This window comes from Streptomyces sp. NPDC006368, assembly GCF_040612535.1.
Lineage (GTDB): Bacteria > Actinomycetota > Actinomycetes > Streptomycetales > Streptomycetaceae > Streptomyces.
The window spans coordinates 94,320-111,781 of the sequence record NZ_JBEXQK010000010.1 but is presented as its reverse complement, the minus strand read 5'-3'; the positions used below and the strand labels follow the sequence as shown (position 1 = coordinate 111,781).

General features: G+C 71.8%; 14 protein-coding genes. 6 read left to right on the top strand and 8 right to left on the bottom strand.

Going from position 1 to position 17,462, the window contains the following annotated elements:
• Positions 1-179: 179 nt before the first annotated feature.
• Together ABZZ38_RS11180 and ABZZ38_RS11175 are read right to left on the bottom strand one after the other, a co-directional pair.
• The gene (locus ABZZ38_RS11180) at positions 180-500 is read right to left on the bottom strand and encodes a GYD domain-containing protein (protein ID WP_356738110.1); all 321 of its coding nucleotides are present in this window, start codon (positions 498-500) and stop codon (positions 180-182) included.
• Positions 501-689: 189 nt separating this feature from the next.
• Positions 690-2,024, bottom strand: a complete 1,335-nt coding sequence (locus tag ABZZ38_RS11175) for a cation:dicarboxylase symporter family transporter (protein ID WP_356738194.1) — start codon at positions 2,022-2,024, stop codon at positions 690-692.
• Between the two features lie 248 nt (positions 2,025-2,272).
• On the opposite strand from ABZZ38_RS11175, the gene ABZZ38_RS11170 reads away from it, so the two are divergent.
• The 3 genes from ABZZ38_RS11170 (at position 2,273) to ABZZ38_RS11160 (ending at position 5,401) form a co-directional block, all read left to right on the top strand.
• The gene (locus tag ABZZ38_RS11170; RefSeq protein WP_356738108.1) at positions 2,273-3,901 is read left to right on the top strand and encodes an ATP-binding protein; all 1,629 of its coding nucleotides are present in this window, start codon (positions 2,273-2,275) and stop codon (positions 3,899-3,901) included.
• Positions 3,902-3,935: 34 nt separating this feature from the next.
• Entirely contained in the window at positions 3,936-4,613 is a 678-nt protein-coding gene (locus tag ABZZ38_RS11165; protein ID WP_356738106.1) for a response regulator, read from the top strand.
• A 170-nt stretch (positions 4,614-4,783) separates the two neighbouring features.
• The gene (locus tag ABZZ38_RS11160) at positions 4,784-5,401 is read left to right on the top strand and encodes a helix-turn-helix domain-containing protein (protein ID WP_356738192.1); all 618 of its coding nucleotides are present in this window, start codon (positions 4,784-4,786) and stop codon (positions 5,399-5,401) included.
• Between the two features lie 21 nt (positions 5,402-5,422).
• On the opposite strand, the gene ABZZ38_RS11155 is transcribed toward ABZZ38_RS11160, so the two are convergent.
• Positions 5,423-6,565 carry a helix-turn-helix domain-containing protein gene (locus ABZZ38_RS11155; RefSeq protein ID WP_356738104.1) on the bottom strand — a complete coding sequence of 381 codons (1,143 nt, stop codon included), beginning with the start codon at positions 6,563-6,565 and terminating at the stop codon, positions 5,423-5,425.
• A gap of 228 nt (positions 6,566-6,793) precedes the next feature.
• On the bottom strand, positions 6,794-7,819 hold the full coding sequence (locus ABZZ38_RS11150; protein ID WP_356738102.1) for an ATP-dependent 6-phosphofructokinase: 1,026 nt from the start codon (positions 7,817-7,819) through the stop codon (positions 6,794-6,796).
• Between the two features lie 314 nt (positions 7,820-8,133).
• On the opposite strand from ABZZ38_RS11150, the gene pta reads away from it, so the two are divergent.
• From pta to pyk, 3 genes are all read left to right on the top strand, one after another.
• Positions 8,134-10,269, top strand: a complete 2,136-nt coding sequence (pta, locus tag ABZZ38_RS11145; protein WP_356738100.1) for a phosphate acetyltransferase — start codon at positions 8,134-8,136, stop codon at positions 10,267-10,269.
• A 29-nt stretch (positions 10,270-10,298) separates the two neighbouring features.
• Positions 10,299-11,525: an acetate kinase gene (locus tag ABZZ38_RS11140; protein ID WP_356738098.1), complete on the top strand. Its 1,227-nt coding sequence runs from the start codon at positions 10,299-10,301 to the stop codon at positions 11,523-11,525.
• Between the two features lie 74 nt (positions 11,526-11,599).
• Positions 11,600-13,030, top strand: coding sequence for a pyruvate kinase (pyk, locus tag ABZZ38_RS11135; RefSeq protein ID WP_356738096.1), 1,431 nt, complete (start codon positions 11,600-11,602; stop codon positions 13,028-13,030).
• Positions 13,031-13,194: 164 nt separating this feature from the next.
• Here the strand turns inward: pyk and ABZZ38_RS11130 are convergent, their stop codons facing one another.
• From ABZZ38_RS11130 to ABZZ38_RS11115, 4 genes are all read right to left on the bottom strand, one after another.
• Positions 13,195-14,535 (bottom strand): hypothetical protein, encoded by a 1,341-nt coding sequence (locus ABZZ38_RS11130; protein WP_356738094.1) that lies wholly within the window; start codon positions 14,533-14,535, stop codon positions 13,195-13,197.
• Positions 14,525-15,043 carry a DUF6114 domain-containing protein gene (locus tag ABZZ38_RS11125; RefSeq protein WP_356738092.1) on the bottom strand — a complete coding sequence of 173 codons (519 nt, stop codon included), beginning with the start codon at positions 15,041-15,043 and terminating at the stop codon, positions 14,525-14,527. Before ABZZ38_RS11125 ends, ABZZ38_RS11130 begins: the two co-directional genes overlap by 11 nt.
• Before the next feature lie 94 nt (positions 15,044-15,137).
• A complete protein-coding gene (locus ABZZ38_RS11120; protein WP_356738090.1) occupies positions 15,138-15,800 on the bottom strand; it encodes a DUF6230 family protein in 663 nt (220 codons plus the stop codon).
• A 592-nt stretch (positions 15,801-16,392) separates the two neighbouring features.
• Entirely contained in the window at positions 16,393-17,367 is a 975-nt protein-coding gene (locus ABZZ38_RS11115) for a tetratricopeptide repeat protein (RefSeq protein WP_356738088.1), read from the bottom strand.
• Positions 17,368-17,462: the final 95 nt, after the last annotated feature.

Sequence of the window (17,462 nt, the reverse complement as noted above, 5' to 3'; positions counted from 1 at the left end):
GTCCGCGCGGGGGCCGGGGCCACGGCGTGGTCGGCTGAGGTGCCGGGCCCGCACGGGGGCCGGGTCCGCGCGGGGGTCGGGTCCGCGCGGGGGTCGACTCGGGCGCCGGGGCCACGCGGGGGGCCGGGTCCGCCGCGTGGTCGGCTGAGGTGCCGGGCCCGCACGGGGGCCGGGTCCGCTCAGGCGCCTGGAGGCCGGAAGTCCACCCGCTTCCGGGTCGCCGCGTCGACGTCCTCCACGCCGATCAGCGGGATCGCCCGGGACTCAACGGCTCCGGTCGCGCGCACCGCCAGGGCGCTGGCCAGCATCGAGACGTGGTCCGGCATGTCGACGACCACGTACAGGTCGTCGTCGCCGAAGGCGAAGTACATCCACTCGACGGTGCCGCCGCACGACCTCACCTCCTCCTCGACGGCGGCCCTGCGGCCCGTACCGCCCTCGGACAGCAGGCCCTTGATGCCCTGGGCGGTGTAGCTGGCCTGAACCAGGTACTTCGGCATGTGCCACTCCCCTTCTCCGTCCGGCGCCGTGGCTGCGGCGTGGCCTCGGCGTGCGGTTTCACCCTTGGCCGCCGGGGGCGGTCCGGCCAGCCGGGGAGGGCCGTTCGTACGACGCGGCGCGGAGCCCCGGGCAGTGGCACCCGGGGTCCGCGCCGCGTCACCGCGCGGAGCCGGTCCTCAGCCCGCGTCTCAGACCTTCGCCGGCTCCCGCCGCCCCGGCGCGTCGCCCTCCCCATCCGCCTCCGCCTCCGGCGACGGGGCCGGGGCCGGCGCGTGGTCGTCCACCAGCGTCTTCTCATCGAACGGGACCCGGCCGGCGAGGACCTCGGTCACCCGCGCCTTGTCGACCTCCTTCGTCCAGGTGCCGACCAGCAGCGTGGCGACGGCGTTGCCCGCGAAGTTCGTCAGGGCGCGGGCCTCGCTCATGAAGCGGTCGATGCCCACGATCAGGCCGACGCCGTCAACCAGCTCGGGGCGGTGTGACTGGAGGCCACCGGCCAGCGTGGCCAGGCCCGCGCCGGTGACGCCCGCCGCGCCCTTGGAGGCGATGATCATGAAGACGAGGAGCGAGATCTGCTCGCCGAGCGAGAGCGGGTCGCCCATCGCCTCGGCGACGAACAGCGAGGCCATCGTCAGGTAGATCGCGGTGCCGTCCAGGTTGAAGGAGTAGCCGGTGGGCACGGTGATGCCGACGACCGGCTTGCTGACCCCGAGGTGCTCCATCTTCGCGATGAGCCGCGGCAGCGCGGACTCCGACGACGACGTGGACAGGATCAACAGGAACTCGCGCCCCAGGTACTTCAGCAGCGCGATGATGCTGACGCCCGCGACCACCCGCAGCAGCGCGCCCAGCACGATGAAGACGAAGACCGCACAGGTGAGGTAGAAGCCGATCATGATGACGGCCAGGGACTTGAGCGCGTCCATGCCCGTCTCGCCGACCACGGCGGCGATGGCGCCGAAGGCACCCACCGGGGCCACCCACATGATCATGGCGAGGATGCGGAAGACGAGCCGCTGGATGTGTCCGATCCCGCGCAGCACGGGCTCACCTGACTTGCCCATCGCCTGGAGCGCGAAGCCCGCGAGGAGCGCGACGAGCAGGGTCTGGAGTACCTCGCCCTCGGTGAAGGCGGAGACCAGGGTCTTGGGGATCACCCCGAGGAGGAAGTCGACCGTGCTCTCGCTCGCGCCCGACGCCTGCTTCTCACCGGCCTCGCGCGCCGCGTCCGTGATGTGCAGCCCGGCACCCGGCTCCAGCAGGTTGCCGACGACCAGACCGATGGCGAGGGCGACGGTCGACATGACCATGAAGTAGCCGAGCGCCAGGCCGCCGACCGCGCCGACCTTGGCGGCCTTGCGCACCGAGCCGACGCCCAGCACGATCGTGCAGAAGATGATCGGCGAGATCATCATCTTGATCAGGTTGACGAAGCCGGTGCCCAGCGGCTTGAGCTCGACGGCCACCCCGGGGGCGGCGAAGCCCACGATGATGCCGAGCACGACCGCCGCGATGACGGCCATGTACAGATAGTGGGTACGGTCCCGGCGTGCGGCCACGGGGTCCTCCTCGGTGAGTGGCTCCACTGTCCCTGTGGATCCCCGAGACCATCTCCCACCTTGTGACCGCGGTCACCGTTGCGTACCTTTCGTTCACACGTTTTCGGCCAGGCAGACTTATCGCTATGCGCACCTCCCGCATATCCCGCGCACCCGGTGACCCCGGCACACCCGGCGCTTCCGGTGCTTCCGGCACACGCCGGGGACGCCGCATGTCCCACGTGTCCCACGTGTCCCGCGTGCCGCGCGTGCCCCGTCCCCGCAGCCTCGCCGGCCAGCTCTTCGCCATGCAGGTCGTCCTGATGGCCACCGTCGTCGCGGGCTGCGCTCTCTTCGCGTACGTGAACGACCGCAGCCAGGCGGAGGAAACCGCACGCCGCCAGGCGACGGCGACCGCGACGGCCGTCGCGAAGTCGCCGGCCGTCGTCGCGGCGGCCCGCACGGACGACCCGACGGCCGCGCTCCAGCCGTACGCCGCCTCGCTCGTCGGCGAGTCGGGCGTCACCTTCGTGACGATCATGGCGCCCGACGGGACGCGCTGGACGCACCCGGAGCCGGGCCGGATCGGCGAGAGGTACCTGGGCCACATCGAAGCCGCTCAGCGCGGCGAGACGTTCTCCGAGACGTACCGCGGCACGCTCGGGCGCTCCGTGCGGACCGTGACGCCGGTGTACGACGGCGGCCGGGTCGTCGCGCTGGCCAGCGCGGGCATCACCGTCGACCGGATCAGCGCGCAGCTGAGCAAGCAGGTCACCGCGCTGCTCGGCATGGCGGGCGCCGCGCTGGCCCTCGGCGGCCTGGGCACGTATGTGATCAACGCGCGTTTGCGGAGGCACACGCACGGCATGAACGCCGCCGAGCTGAGCCGGATGCACGACTACCACGAGGCGGCGCTGCACGCGGTGCGCGAGGGCCTGGTGATGCTGGACGGGCGGCGGCGGATCGCGCTGATCAACGACGGGGCGCGTGAGCTGCTCGGCCTGGACGACGACGCGGTGGGCGTACCGGTCGCCGAGCTGGGCCTGCCCCCGTCGCTGACAGGCGCGCTGCTCTGCGCCGAACCCCGCCTGGACGAGCTGCACCTGACGTCCGACCGCGTGCTCGTGGTGTCCACCCGGCCGGTCGTCGGCGGTGAGCGGCGCGGCACCGTGGTGACGCTGCGGGACCACACCGAGCTCCAGGCGCTGTCGGGCGAGCTGGACTCGGAGCGCGGGTTCACGCAGGCGCTGCGCTCCCAGGCGCACGAGGCGGCGAACCGCCTGCACACGGTCGTGTCGCTGATCGAGCTGGGCCGCGCGGAAGAGGCGGTCGAGTTCGCGACGGCCGAGCTGGAGCTGGCCCAGGCGCTCACGGACCGGGTGGTCGACGCGGTCGCGGAACCGGTCCTCGCCGCACTGCTGCTCGGCAAGGCGGCGCAGGCCAACGAGCGGGGCGTGGAGCTGGTGCTCACCGAGGACAGCCGCATCGACGACGGTGTCCTGCCGCCGGCGCTCGCCGCCCGCGACCTGGTCACCATCCTCGGCAACCTCATCGACAACGCCCTGGACGCCGCCCAGGGCGGCCCCGCCGCGCGGGTCACGGTCACCGCGCGGGCCGACGAGGAGGGCGGCGAGCTGCTGCTGCGGGTCGCGGACAGCGGACCGGGCGTCGGGCCGGACGACCACGACGCCGTCTTCGAGCGCGGCTGGTCGACCCGGGGAGCGGGGCGCGGCCTGGGGCTCGCGCTCGTGCGGCAGGCCGCCCACCGGGGCCGGGGAACCGTCGAGCTGGGGCACGGCCCGGACGCGGGCGCCGCGTTCACCGTACGGCTGCCGCTGGGGACCGCGGGGGCCCGGTCATGACCGGCCGGCCGCCGGGGACCACGGAGGTTGGGTCATGACCATCCGGGTGCTGGTCGTGGAGGACGACCCGGTGGCCGCCGACGCCCACGCGCTGTACGTCGGCCGGGTCTCCGGCTTCGCCGTCGTCGGCGTCGCCCACTCGCGGGCCGCCGCCGCCCGGCTGCTGGAGCGGACGCCGGTCGACCTGATCCTCCTGGACCTGTACCTGCCCGACGGGCACGGGTTGCAGCTGCTGCGCTCGCTGCGCGCGGCCGGCCACCACGCGGACGTCATCGCCGTGACCTCGGCGCGCGACCTGGCGATCGTGCGCGAAGGGGTGTCGCTCGGGGTCGTCCAGTACGTGCTCAAGCCGTTCACCTTCGCCACGCTGCGGGACCGGCTCGTCCGGTACGCGGAGTTCCGCGCCGCCGCCGGGGAGGCGTCGGGCCAGGAGGAGGTGGACCGGGCCCTCGCCGCGCTGCGCACGCCGCACCCCGCCGCGCTGCCCAAGGGGCTGAGCGCGCCGACGCTCGCCACCGTGACCCGCACCCTGCGGGAGGCGCCCACCGGGCTCACCGCGGCGGAGACCGCGACGGCGGTCGGCATCTCACGGATCACCGCACGGCGGTACCTGGAACATCTGGTGGACGCGGGGCGGGCCGAGCGCAGCCCGCAGTACGGTCAGGTCGGGCGTCCCGAACTGCAGTACCGGTGGATCACCGCAGTGCGGTAAATTACCCACAGGTAGTACCGTATCTGGACGTTCCTACGACTTTCGGCCTTGGCTGAACGCACCGTAGCCACGTGTGACCCTGCGCACCTACCGTGTGCCGCGTGCACCCCTCCCCACCCTCTCCTCCCTTCAACGCGCTGGCCGCGCGCCGACTGCGCGAGGCGCTCGGAATGGGCCCCGCCCATGTCGCGTACGGTCTGCGCGCCCAGTACGGACTCGCCGTCCCGCCCGAAACGGTGATGGCCTGGGAACGCGGCGTCGCCGCCCCCACCTCGCAGGAGCTCACCGCGCTCGCCGGCGTCCTGTGGTGTTCGCCCGGCGAACTGCTGGCCGCCGCGACGACCCTGCGCGAGCACCGCATGGCGCGCGCCATGGCGCCCGAGGACCTGGCCCGCCGGGTCGGGCTCGACACCAAGTCGTACCTCCGCATGGAGGAGTCCGGGCGCTGGCGCGGCAACGAGCGGCAGACCGCCGCGCTCGCCGAGGCGCTGGGGCTCGGGCCGCGCGAACTGCTGACGGTCACGAGCCGCAGTGAGCAGCTGGCGGACCTGCTGCGCAGCGCGGCGACGACGCGCTGGCAGGCGTACGTCCGGCCGGTGGCCAAGCTGCTGCCGATCGACCGCGGGCTGCTGGAGGAGGCGCTGCAGCAGCTGCACGCCGACTACCAGGCGCGGATGGTGTCCACCAACAGCTGGGGCGTCGACCTCACCGACAGCAGCGACGGGCAGGCCGGCAAGGATTACCTGGCCCGGATCGACGAGCGCTTCTGGGCCCTGCTCCACATGTGAGGCGCGGACGCCCCCGGCCGGTCAGGGCCGCCCGCCCGGCGGGTCGAAGCTGAAGAGCTGGCCCTCGCCGTCCTCCCGGCACGCCTCCTGAACGACCTCCGTCCACCGCTCCCGCGAGGCGTCCCGTACGCGCAGGCACAGGTCCGCGTGCGCGGGCCTGATGCGGTAACCCGTCGCCGGGCCGCCGCCGGCACCATCGCCGGAGCCGTCCCCGCCCCCGCCCCCGCCGTCGCCGTCGCCGTCGAACGGCTCGATACGGAACGCCTCGCGCGGGCCCCGCTTACCGCACTCCTGGTCCACCAGGGGTGCGCCGTCCTGTTCGGGTACCTCGACGGGGACGCCCGAGCAGCCGGGCCCGAAGTCCGGGTGGTCGGACCTGATCCGCCACAGCCCTCCGCCCAGCCGTTCCAGCGCGTAGCGCGGCACGGTCGCGTCGGCGCACGGCACCTGGTAGACCTGCCCGCTCTCCTGGCCGCGCCGTTCGTTGAGGCAGAGCCCGGAGTGCAGGGCCCGTATCAGCACCGGCCCGGGGGCCGGGCCCGTCGCCTCCTTCGCCGCGCGACCGTCGTCGCCGCCCCGCAGGAACGCGACGACGGTCGTCAGGGCGATGACGAGCGTCAGGACCCCGACGAGGGGCACGAACATCCGGGCGCCCCACCCGCCCGTCCCCTCCCGCCCGGCGGGCGCCGCGTCCGCGCCGTCCGCGCCGTCCGCCACGCGGTGCGGGGGTACGGCGCCGAAGAGGCCACCGGGGCCGTGCACGGGGGCACCGTGGACCCCCTCCGGCCCCTCTGCCCCATCGGCCCCCTCCGCCCCGCCGGCCTCCTCGGTCCGGTCACCGGCGGTCCCGGCACCCGTACCGCCGCCCGCGCGGGCGGCCACCGCCAGCTCCTTGCGGACCGTGAGCCAGCTCTCCAGCGCCTCGGGCCCCGCACCGCACGCCCGGACGAAGGCCGTCAGCAGCTCTTCGCGCGGCACCGTCGTCCGGGCCAGCATGTTCGCGACCGTCGAGCGGGGCAGGACGTCACCGACCGCCTCCGCACGGTGCGACAGCTCCCGGTAGGTGAGCCCGGACCAGTCCTTGAGCGCGTGGAGCTGGGCGATGAACCCGGCGGGGTCCCGGGCGTCCCGGGGATCGGGTGCTGTTCGCTCCCCGTCGGTCATGCGCGCCCTCCCCGTCCGGCCGGTGCCCCACCCCGCTGAGCTGCCCCCGGACGCGGTTGGGACATGTCCGGGACAGCGGTAAGCCTTGTTGAAACGGCGAACCGACTCAAGAGTGGAAACCGGCAATTCCGGTGGGGGCCGGAAACGCCCGGGGGAAGGCCGGCGGCCCGGACCGTCCACGGGGGAGACGATCCGGGCCGCCCGGGGCCCGCGCCGTACCGGCCGGCGTCAGAAGACCGACTCGGCCTCGTACATCCGGTTCGCGGGCACCGTCTTGAGCTGCGTGACCGCCTCGGCGAGCGGCACCATGTGGATGTCCGTCCCGCGCAGGGCCGTCATCCTGCCGAACTCCTTGCGGTGGGCCGCCTCCACCGCGTGCCAGCCGAAGCGGGTCGCGAGGACGCGGTCGTACGCCGTCGGCGTGCCGCCCCGCTGGACATGGCCCAGGATCACCGGACGGGCCTCCTTGCCGAGCCGGTGCTCCAGCTCCTTCGCCAGCCGGTTGCCGATGCCCAGGAAGCGCTCGTGGCCGTACTGGTCGATGGCGCCCTTCTCGTACTCCATCGAGCCCTCGGCCGGGTGCGCGCCCTCGGCGACGCAGATGACGGCGAACTTCTTGCCGCGCGCGAACCGCTCCTCGACCATCTTCACCAGGTCGTCGATCTCGAAGGGCCGCTCCGGCAGGCAGATGCCGTGGGCGCCGCCCGCCATGCCGGACTCCAGCGCGATCCACCCGGCGTGCCGGCCCATCACCTCGACGACCATGACGCGCTGGTGCGACTCGGCGGTGGTCTTGAGACGGTCTATGGCCTCGGTCGCGACCATCACGGCCGTGTCGAAGCCGAAGGTGCGGTCGGTGGAGGAGATGTCGTTGTCGATGGTCTTCGGCACGCCGACGACCGGCATCCCGGCCTCCGACAGCAGCCGCGCGGCGGTCAGCGTGCCCTCGCCGCCGATCGGGATGAGGACGTCGATCCCGTACCGCTTCTGCAACTCGTCGCAGTTCTCGGCGGCTTCGCGCAGCCGGTCGCGCTCCAGCCGGGCGGAGCCGAGGATCGTACCGCCGCGGGCGAGGATGCCGCTCACCGCGTTCAGGTCGAGCGGCCGGTAGTGGCCGTCGAGGAGGCCCTTGAAGCCGTCCTCGAAGCCGATCACCTCATCACCGTGGCCGGTGAGCGCCCGGTGCACGACCGACCGGATCACTGCGTTCAGGCCGGGGCAGTCGCCGCCTGCGGTGAGAACTCCGATGCGCATCGTGCTGTGTCTCCTGCTCGGTAGTGGTACGGGGGAGCCTTACCGAATTGTCCCACGACAGGCCCTCGCGCCGTGCCTCCAGCCGCTCGGCCGAAGGGGGTCGCGGACCCCGGGGAATCCCCGGGGAGCGCCCGGGGAAGGCGCGTCACTGACGGCACCGCGCCGTTCCCGCAGGCCACACACCCCAGCGGGCGCCTTACCCAGCCACAGAGGTATTGTCAAGAGGGTATTGGGTACCCAAGAGAGTTTTTTCGGTCCGGGGACGATCCCCCGGACCGGCACAGTGTTCACCCTCGCCTGACAGGAGAGCATGCGTGGCGCGCAGCGTGTACGTGACCGGGATCGACCGTGGGGACGGCCGCCAGGTCGTGGAGCTGGGAGTCATGGAGCTCCTGACCCGCCAAGTGGACCGGGTGGGGGTGTTCCGGCCGCTGGTGCACGACGGTCCCGACCGCCTCTTCGACCTGCTGCGCGTGCGCTACCGGCTGTCCCAGGAACCGGGCACTGTCTACGGCATGGACTACCAGGAGGCAGCCGCGCTCCAGGCCGAGAAGGGCACGGACGAACTGGTCTCCCGGCTGGTCGACCGCTTCCACCGGGTGGCGCGCGACTACGAGGTCGTGCTGGTGCTCGGTACGGACTTCCACGCCACGCAGCTGCCGGAGGAGCTGGCGCTGAACGCGCGCCTCGCCAACGAGTTCGGCGCCTCGGTGATAACCGTCGTCGGCGGCAAGGACCAGCCCGCGGAGTCCGTCCGCGCCGAGACGCGCAACGCCTTCCGGGCGTACGAGAGCCTCGGCTGCGACATCCTCGCCATGGTCGCCAACCGGGTGGCCCCCGAGGACCGCGACGCCATCGCCGAGCGGCTCGCCGCCCGCCTCCCGGTGCCCTGCTACGTCCTGCCCGACGAGCCCGCGCTGTCCGCGCCGACGGTGGCGCAGATCAAGCAGGCCCTGGGCGCCGAGGTGGTGCTCGGTGACGACGCGGGCCTGGCCCGGGACGCCCTGGACTTCGTCTTCGGCGGCGCGATGCTGCCGAACTTCCTGAACGCGCTGACCCCCGGCTGCCTGGTCGTCACCCCCGGCGACCGCGCCGACCTGGTGGTGGGCGCGCTGGCCGCGCACTCGGCCGGGACGCCGCCGATCGCGGGCGTGCTGCTGACCCTGAACGAGCGGCCGAGCCAGGAGATCCTCACCCTCGCCGCCCGGCTCGCGCCCGGCACCCCGGTGATCTCGGTGAGCGGCAACAGCTTCCCGACCGCCGCCGAGCTGTTCTCACTGGAGGGCAAGCTGAACGCGGCGACCCCGCGCAAGGCGGAGACCGCGCTGGGTCTGTTCGAGCGGCACGTGGACACCGCCGACCTGCTGAAGCGGATCTCCGTGGCGCGCAGCGGGCGCGTGACGCCGATGATGTTCGAGCACGAGCTGCTGGAGCAGGCCCGCGCCGACCGGCGCCGCGTGGTGCTGCCGGAGGGCACGGAGGAGCGCGTGCTGCGCGCCGCCGACGTCCTCGTACGCCGTGGTGTGTGCGCGCTGACGCTGCTGGGCGATGTCGAGGTGATCCGCAAGAAGGCCGCCGACCTGGGCGTGGACCTCGGGGACTCGCAGCTGATCGACCCGGCGGCCTCCGAGCTGCGCCAGCGGTTCGCCGAGCGGTACGCCGAGCTGCGCGCCCACAAGGGGGTGAGTGTGGAGCTGGCGTACGACGTGGTGGCGGACGTCAACTACTTCGGCACGCTGATGGTGCAGGAGGGGCTCGCCGACGGCATGGTGTCGGGCTCGGTGCACTCCACGGCCGCGACGATCCGCCCCGCCTTCGAAATCATCAAGACCAGGCCCGGGGGCACCTCCCGTGGCGAGGTCTCCGGGGGAGCGTCGATCGTCTCGTCCGTCTTCTTCATGTGCCTGGCGGACAGGGTGCTGGTGTACGGCGACTGCGCGGTCAACCCGGACCCGAACGCCGAGCAGCTCGCGGACATCGCCGTCCAGTCGGCGGCGACGGCCGCCCGGTTCGGGGTGGAGCCGAGGATCGCGATGCTGTCGTACTCGACGGGCACCTCCGGCTCCGGCGCGGACGTCGACAAGGTGCGCGAGGCGACGAAGCTGGTGCGCGCGGCGCACCCGGAGCTGAAGATCGAGGGCCCGATCCAGTACGACGCGGCCGTCGAGCCGTCCGTCGCCGCGACGAAGCTGCCGGGTTCGGAGGTGGCCGGGCAGGCGACGGTGCTGATCTTCCCGGACCTGAACACCGGCAACAACACGTACAAGGCCGTGCAGCGCTCGGCCGGCGCCGTGGCCGTGGGTCCGGTCCTGCAGGGTCTGCGCAAGCCGGTGAACGACCTGTCGCGCGGCGCGCTCGTCAGCGACATCGTGAACACGGTCGCGATCACCGCGATCCAGTCCCAGTCGGCCTCCGCCTCCGCCTCGGCTCCCGTATCCGCGTCCGCATGACCGCCCCCGCAGCAGAAAGCACTCCTCCCGTGAGCAACGCGACCGCGACCCGTGTCCTCGTCCTCAACTCCGGCTCGTCCTCGGTGAAGTACCAGCTGCTCGACATGCACGACGGTGCGCGGCTCGCCGTCGGGCTGGTGGAACGGATCGGCGAGGAAACGTCCCGCCTGGTGCACACCCCGCTGACGGACGGCGGTGAGCAGCGTGAGCGCACGGCACCGATCGGCGATCACGAGGCGGCGCTGAAGGCGGTCGCCGAGGAGCTGGCGGCGGACGGGCTCGGCCTGGACTCGCCCGAGCTGGCGGCGATCGGGCACCGGGTGGTGCACGGCGGTCTGAGGTTCTCCGCGCCGACCGTCATCACGGACGAGGTGCTCGCCGAGATCGAGCGCCTCATCCCGGTCGCGCCGCTCCACAACCCGGCGAACGTCACCGGTATCCGCACGGCCCGGGCGCTGCGCCCGGACCTGCCGCAGGTGGCGGTCTTCGACACGGCGTTCCACACGACGATGCCGGAACACGCGGCGCGGTACGCGATCGACGTCGAGACCGCGGACGCGCACCGCATCCGCCGTTACGGCTTCCACGGCACGTCGCACGCGTACGTGTCGCGCCGCACGGCGGGGCTGCTCGGCAAGGATCCGTCCGAGGTGAACGTGATCGTTCTGCACCTGGGCAACGGCGCGTCCGCGTCGGCGGTGGCCGGCGGGCGGTGCGTGGACACCTCCATGGGCCTGACCCCCTTGGAGGGGCTCGTCATGGGTACGCGCTCGGGTGACATCGACCCGGCGGTCGTCTTCCATCTGAAGCGGGTCGCCGGAATGTCCACGGACGAGATCGATGTCCTGTTGAACAAGAAGAGCGGTTTGGTGGGGCTTTGCGGTGACAATGACATGCGCGAGATCCGTCGGCGGATCGATGAGGGCGATGAGCGGGCGCGGTTGGCCTTCGACATTTACATCCACCGTCTGAAGAAGTACATCGGCGCCTATTACGCGGTGCTGGGGCGGGTGGACGCGGTGGCGTTCACGGCGGGTGTCGGTGAGAACGCGGCGCCGGTGCGGGAAGCCGCCATCGCGGGCCTGGAGGAGCTGGGCCTCGCGGTGGACGCGGGCCTCAACGCCGTACGCTCCGGTGAACCGCGGCTGATCTCGCCCGCGTACGCGCGGGTGGCGGTGGCCGTGGTGCCGACGGACGAGGAGCTGGAAATCGCGCAGCAAACCTACTCACTGGTTAACCCATCGGTCGACGACTGAGCGGCCACCCGCCCATTTGTACATTCCACCAGACGGAATATTCCGCAGTGAAACAAACCGATAGGATCCGCCTTATGCGCCGTTCCAAAATCGTCTGCACATTGGGCCCCGCCGTCGACTCGTACGAGCAGCTGAAAGCGCTCATCGAGGCCGGTATGAACGTGGCCCGCTTCAACATGAGCCACGGATCCCACGCTGAGCACGAGGAGCGGTACCACCGCGTCCGTCAGGCGGCCGAGGACACCGGCCGCGCGGTGGGCGTGCTCGCCGACCTCCAGGGCCCCAAGATCCGTCTGGAAACCTTCGCCGAGGGGCCGGTCGAACTGGTCCGTGGCGACGAGTTCACCATCACCACCGAGGACGTCCCCGGTGACAAGTCCATCTGCGGCACCACCTACAAGGGCCTGCCCGGCGACGTCTCCAAGGGCGACCAGATCCTGATCAACGACGGCAACGTCGAGCTGCGCGTCATCGAGGTCGACGGCCGCCGCGTCAGGACGATCGTCGTCGAGGGCGGGGTCATCTCCGACCACAAGGGCATCAACCTGCCGGGTACGGCCGTCAACGTCCCGGCCCTGTCCGAGAAGGACGTCGAGGACCTGCGCTTCGCGCTGCGGATGGGCTGCGACCTGGTCGCCCTGTCCTTCGTCCGCGACGCCAACGACGTCAAGGACGTCCACAAGGTGATGGACGAGGTGGGCCGCCGGGTCCCGGTCATCGCCAAGGTGGAGAAGCCGCAGGCCGTCGAGAACATGCAGGACGTCGTGATGGCGTTCGACGGGGTGATGGTGGCCCGTGGTGACCTGGCCGTCGAGTACCCGCTCGAAAAGGTCCCGATGGTGCAGAAGCGGCTGATCGAACTGTGCCGCCGCAACGCCAAGCCGGTGATCGTCGCGACCCAGATGATGGAGTCGATGATCACCAACTCGCGCCCGACGCGCGCCGAGGCGTCCGACGTCGCCAACGCGATCCTGGACGGCGCGGACGCGGTCATGCTGTCCGCCGAGTCCTCAGTCGGCGCGTACCCGATCGAGACGGTCAAGACGATGTCCAAGATCGTCGTCGCGGCGGAGGAGGAGCTGCTCTCCAAGGGCCTCCAGCCCCTGGTGCCGGGCAAGAAGCCCCGCACCCAGGGCGGCTCCGTCGCCCGCGCGGCCGCCGAGATCGCCGACTTCCTGGACGGCAAGGCCCTGATCGCCTTCACCAAGTCCGGCGACACGGCCCGCCGCCTGTCCCGCTACCGCGCGGGGCAGCCGATCCTCGCCTTCACGACCGAGGCCGCCACCCGCAACCAGCTCGCCCTGAGCTGGGGCATCGAGTCCTTCGTCGTCCCCCACGTCGACAACACGGACGCGATGGTGGACCTGGTGGACGCGGAGCTCGCGAGGCTCCAGCGCTACAACGAGGGCGACATCATGGTCATCACCGCGGGCTCCCCTCCGGGCGTCCCGGGCACGACGAACATGGTCCGCGTCCACCACCTGGGCGGCGAGACGCGCGCCTGACGGTTTCCGTCCGCGTACGCCGGTGGGCCGCACCCTCTCGATGAGGGTGCGGCCCACCGGCGTACGGGCGGCAGATCCACCTTCCGCCGACGGCGACCGGCATGCGAGGCGAACGCCGGGCCGTCGGGGGCCTCGCTGTGCGCCCCCCGGAGAGGCCTGGTCGCTCAGCCCTCGATGAAGTTCTTCAGGCCCGGCACCGTCAGGTCGCCGCCGAACTGGCCCGCCTGCGTCACCTTCACGTCCGTGAAAAAGGCGAACGGGACGTTCAGCGGGGGCGGGGTCTCGGGGCTGAAGGTGATCGGGATGAGGCCGAAGAGGTCGCCCTTCAGCTCCTCCGTGTACATCGTCACCGTGCCGCCGCGGATCTCGGAGGTGGAGCCCGGGCGGGACGTCACGTGGCCCGTGCGGCCCTCGGAGTGGACCGTCAGCTGGTGCAGGTCCTTGATGTCGACCGACGACGCGGTGAACTTCAGGACCTTCTTGGTCTTGCCGCTGCCCGTCCGCACCTCGACGATGCCGTGGTAGTCGAGGCCGCGCAGGGTGAGCCTCGTGCTCTCCAGCTTCCACGGCTCGTCCGGGAGCAGCGGGATGCCGGGCTCCGCCTTGGCGTCCGCGAGGGCCTGCGGGTCGGGGGTCGGGCAGGGGAAGCTGGGCTTGGCGCCGTCCGGGATGTCCTCGTCCTTCTTGGGGTCGAGTCCCTTGACGTCCTCGGGCAGCTCCTCGACCTTCACGCCGGCCTTGTCGGCGGCGTCCTTGATCGCTTCCTTGGTGCGGTCGGTGGTGTCGTCCACCGGCTTGACCGAGGGCTTGGCGGCCGGTTCCGTCGAGGGCTTCCCGGCCGGGGGCTCGGTCGACGGCCGGGTGGACGGCTCGCTGGACGGTCGCGTCGTCGTGGGCGCGCTCGTCGACGGGGTGGCCGTCGGCTTGTCGTCGTCCGGACCGTCGAGGATGCCCTTGATGGCGTCACCGACGCCCAGGGGGTCCAGCGGGTTCCTGGTCCCGGTGGGTGTCGGGGTCGGCGCCGGGATCCGGCTCGGCGTCGGGGACGCCGTCGCGCCGGTCTTCGACTGCGCCTCCGGCTCCGTCTCCTTCGTCGACCCGGACGCGCCCGCCGAGGGGCTCGCGCCCGGCTTCGGGTCCTTCTCGTCGCCGGCGCGGTCACCCCTGTCCGCCGTGTCGCCGCTCGCGCTCGACGACGGCTTGGGCGACGGGGAGTCGGACTGCGACGGCTTGGCGGACTCCTCCGGCTCCTGCGGCTCGTCGGAGCGCGTCACACACGGGCCGGGGGCGAAGGGGATGTCCTTCTCGTCGGCGAGGGCCAGCTTGGGCGTGAGCCCGATGCCGACGAGTACGGCGGTGGGCATCGCGGCCAGGGCCATCGCCTTGCCGGCGGGCGCCTGCAACCTGTTGAGCAGCGACTTCCTGGGTGCCGCGTGACGCGGCCCCCTTCTGTTCAGAGTGTCGTCGCCCCCAGTCGTCGCCGACTGCGTTTCGTCACCCCGCACTGTTCCTCCCGCCGTTGGCGTCGACCGTCGTCTCTGTCTCGTACGCGTACACGTCGCTCTGCGCGGCGGATTCGCCGGGCTCCCGGGTCTCCTGGGCGCGGGCGGCCTCCGGCGTGCCCGGCGCCCACGCGATGGAGAGCGCTCCGCCGATCAGGGACAGCAGGAAGCCGACGACGAAGCCGCCGAAGTTGGCGACGGGGATGGAGACCAGCGCCAGCAGGATCGCGGCGACGCCCGCGAACACCCGCACCAGGGCCTGGAACCACATGGTCAGTCCCAGGGTGACCAGGAGTACGCCGATGATCAGGGACCCGGCGCCCGCGGTGGTCGCCATGGACAGCGTCATCTGCCCCAGTTGGAGGCTCGCGTACGGGAAGTAGGCGATGGGGATTCCGCCCAGGAGGGTCAGCAGGCCCGCCCAGAACGGACGGGTGCCCCGCCAGTCGCGAAACCGCCTGCGGAAGACGCGGAGGTAGTGCTCGTTCTGAGCCGGGGACTCGGCGGTCATGGAAAGCTCCCTGGAACTGGCATTGCTATGTGGAGAGGGAGACGGGCGGGCACGGCTGCCACGGGCATCCGTGCCCGCCCGCGGGGATCACCGGTCAGTAGCACTCGATGTTCGGGCCACCGTCGCCCCGGAGCAGCTTCATCTTCAGGCCGCTCAGCTCGAAGGAACCGGCGGTGGTCGCCCATGCCTTCTGCCTGACGTCACTCAGCTCGGCCCTGGTCGCCTGCTGGGCGAAGCCGTTCTGGTTGATTTCCTGGTCCTTGACGACCGGGCCCTTGGCGAACTTGCCGCTGCCCGTGTCCTTGGCCGCCATGCCGATGTCGATGTTGGTGAACTTGGCATTGGCTTCGAGGTCGGTGACGTCCAGGTACAGGTTCTGCGCCTTGACGGGGGTTCCCTGGTCACCGGCCGTCAGGCGAAGAGTGACCTTGCCCAGGAAGGGCACGTCCGTCACCACGGACTGGCACATCTTGGTGATCTTGGCGTTCTTGAACGTCGAGATGGCGACAGGCCGCGGGACCTTCGCGTCACCCTCCTTGACGTCCTTGTAGCCCATGTCGACGCCGCCGTACTGGGCGAAGCCAGTGCCGTCCAGGTAGCCGGCCGTGACCTTGAACTCCTGGCCCGACACGGCGAACGACGAGGCGAGCGCCCCCTGAGCCAGGCCGACGCCTATCGCGGCCGTCGCGGCCACACTGGGCACCATGACGACGGCGAACCGCTTCCATCTGGTCCCACCACGAACCTGGGACTTCATATGTTCCTCCTTCTCGGACGTACATCTCCGGCGGGGCCTCAAGGCCCCGTCCTGGGATGGGAGAAGTGCTACGTCCTCGGGAAGGAGAGCGCCCGTAGATCAGGCGCGAGCCGCGTCCGAATCACCGGCGATCACCCCCGAGCGACAACCACTGGCCACGCCTTCGCGCAACCTGCCGGACAGGCCCTGCCGGGATCGGCAGGAACCCCCCTGTCCGCGGCCGGCGTCCTGGACGCCGGCCCACTCGGTGGGGACCCGACTCCGGGGCTCGGCTGGATGCCGGGCTGGTACGGAATTGGACCGAGCGTGGCCGATCGTGGTGCATTCCGCGCCGGGGCACAAGGGGGGTCGTTACTCACTGGTAACGGGCGGATAACCTCGCCACGACAGGGCGGCGCCACGCGGGTACGCAGGGTGCTACCCGCGAGTTCGACAGAAGGCGATATCGGCGGCAAAAGCCGGACATAAGGAGGGTGTCGATTTACTGCAAGTAACAGCGGCCGCGTTTACCAAGTTTTGGTAAAGCACGGCCGCGTTCTGTCACTCTGTCGCCCATGCGGCGACGTTCAGGCCAAGCCCGGTGCAGCGTGCGTCAGAACAGCACGCGCGCCAGTGCCGAGCGGGCGGCGGTCACCCGTGGGTCGTCGGCGCCGACCACCTCGAAGAGCGCCAGCAGCCGCAGGCGCGCGGTGTCCCGGTCGTCGCCCGCCGTGCGCCGTACGGTCTCCACGAGCCGCCCGAACGCGTCCTCCACATGGCCGCCGACCAGGTCGAGGTCGGCCGCCGCCAGCTGGGCCTGGACGTCCGCCGGGTTGTCCGCGGCGTTCTTGCGGACCAGTTGGGGGTCCATGTCCTGGACCCGCCCGAGGAGTTCGGCCTGGGCGAGGCCCAGCTTGGCCTCGGTGTTGGCCGGGTCGTCCACCAGGACGTTCTTGTACGCCTGGACCGCGCCGGCGAAGTCGTTGGCGTCCAGGGCCTGCGCCGCCGCCTCCAGCAGCGCGTCGTACGGACCGGCCGGGCGCGCGGGAGCGGCGGCCGCACCCGGTACCTCGGCGTCCGCGTCGACGGTGAGGCCGGTGAGGCCGAAGCGCTGCTCGGCCACCTGGATCAGCTGGTCAAACGTCTGCCGGATCTGCGCCTCCGGGGCCGCGCCCTGGAAGAGCGGCAGCGCCTGGCCGGCGACCACCGCGAAGACCGCCGGGATCCCCTGGATCCCGAACTGCTGCATCAGCATCTGATTGGCGTCGACGTCGATCCTGGCGAGGAGGACGCGGCCGTTGTACTCGACGGTCAGCCGCTCCAGCAGGGGGCCGAGCTGCTTGCACGGCTCGCACCACTCGGCCCAGAAGTCGAGGACGACGGGGACTTCGGCGGAGCGCTGGATGACATCGCGCTCGAAACCGGCTTCGTCGACGTCGATCACCAGGGCGGACGGGGACACGGCCCCGCCGCCGCCGTGCCGGGCGGCCTCGGCGCGCGCCTGCTCCGCCTTCGCCTTGGCCTCTTGGGCCGCCTTCACCGCGGCGAGGTCGACGACGCCGCTCATGGACATGTTCCTAGGCTGCATGGGTACATCCTCCCCCCTCCGCGCGCGTAAGCGGTAAGTCACGGCGAAGCCGCGGCCGAACCGCGCCCGCCCGTAGGCCCCCGCCGGTGAATACG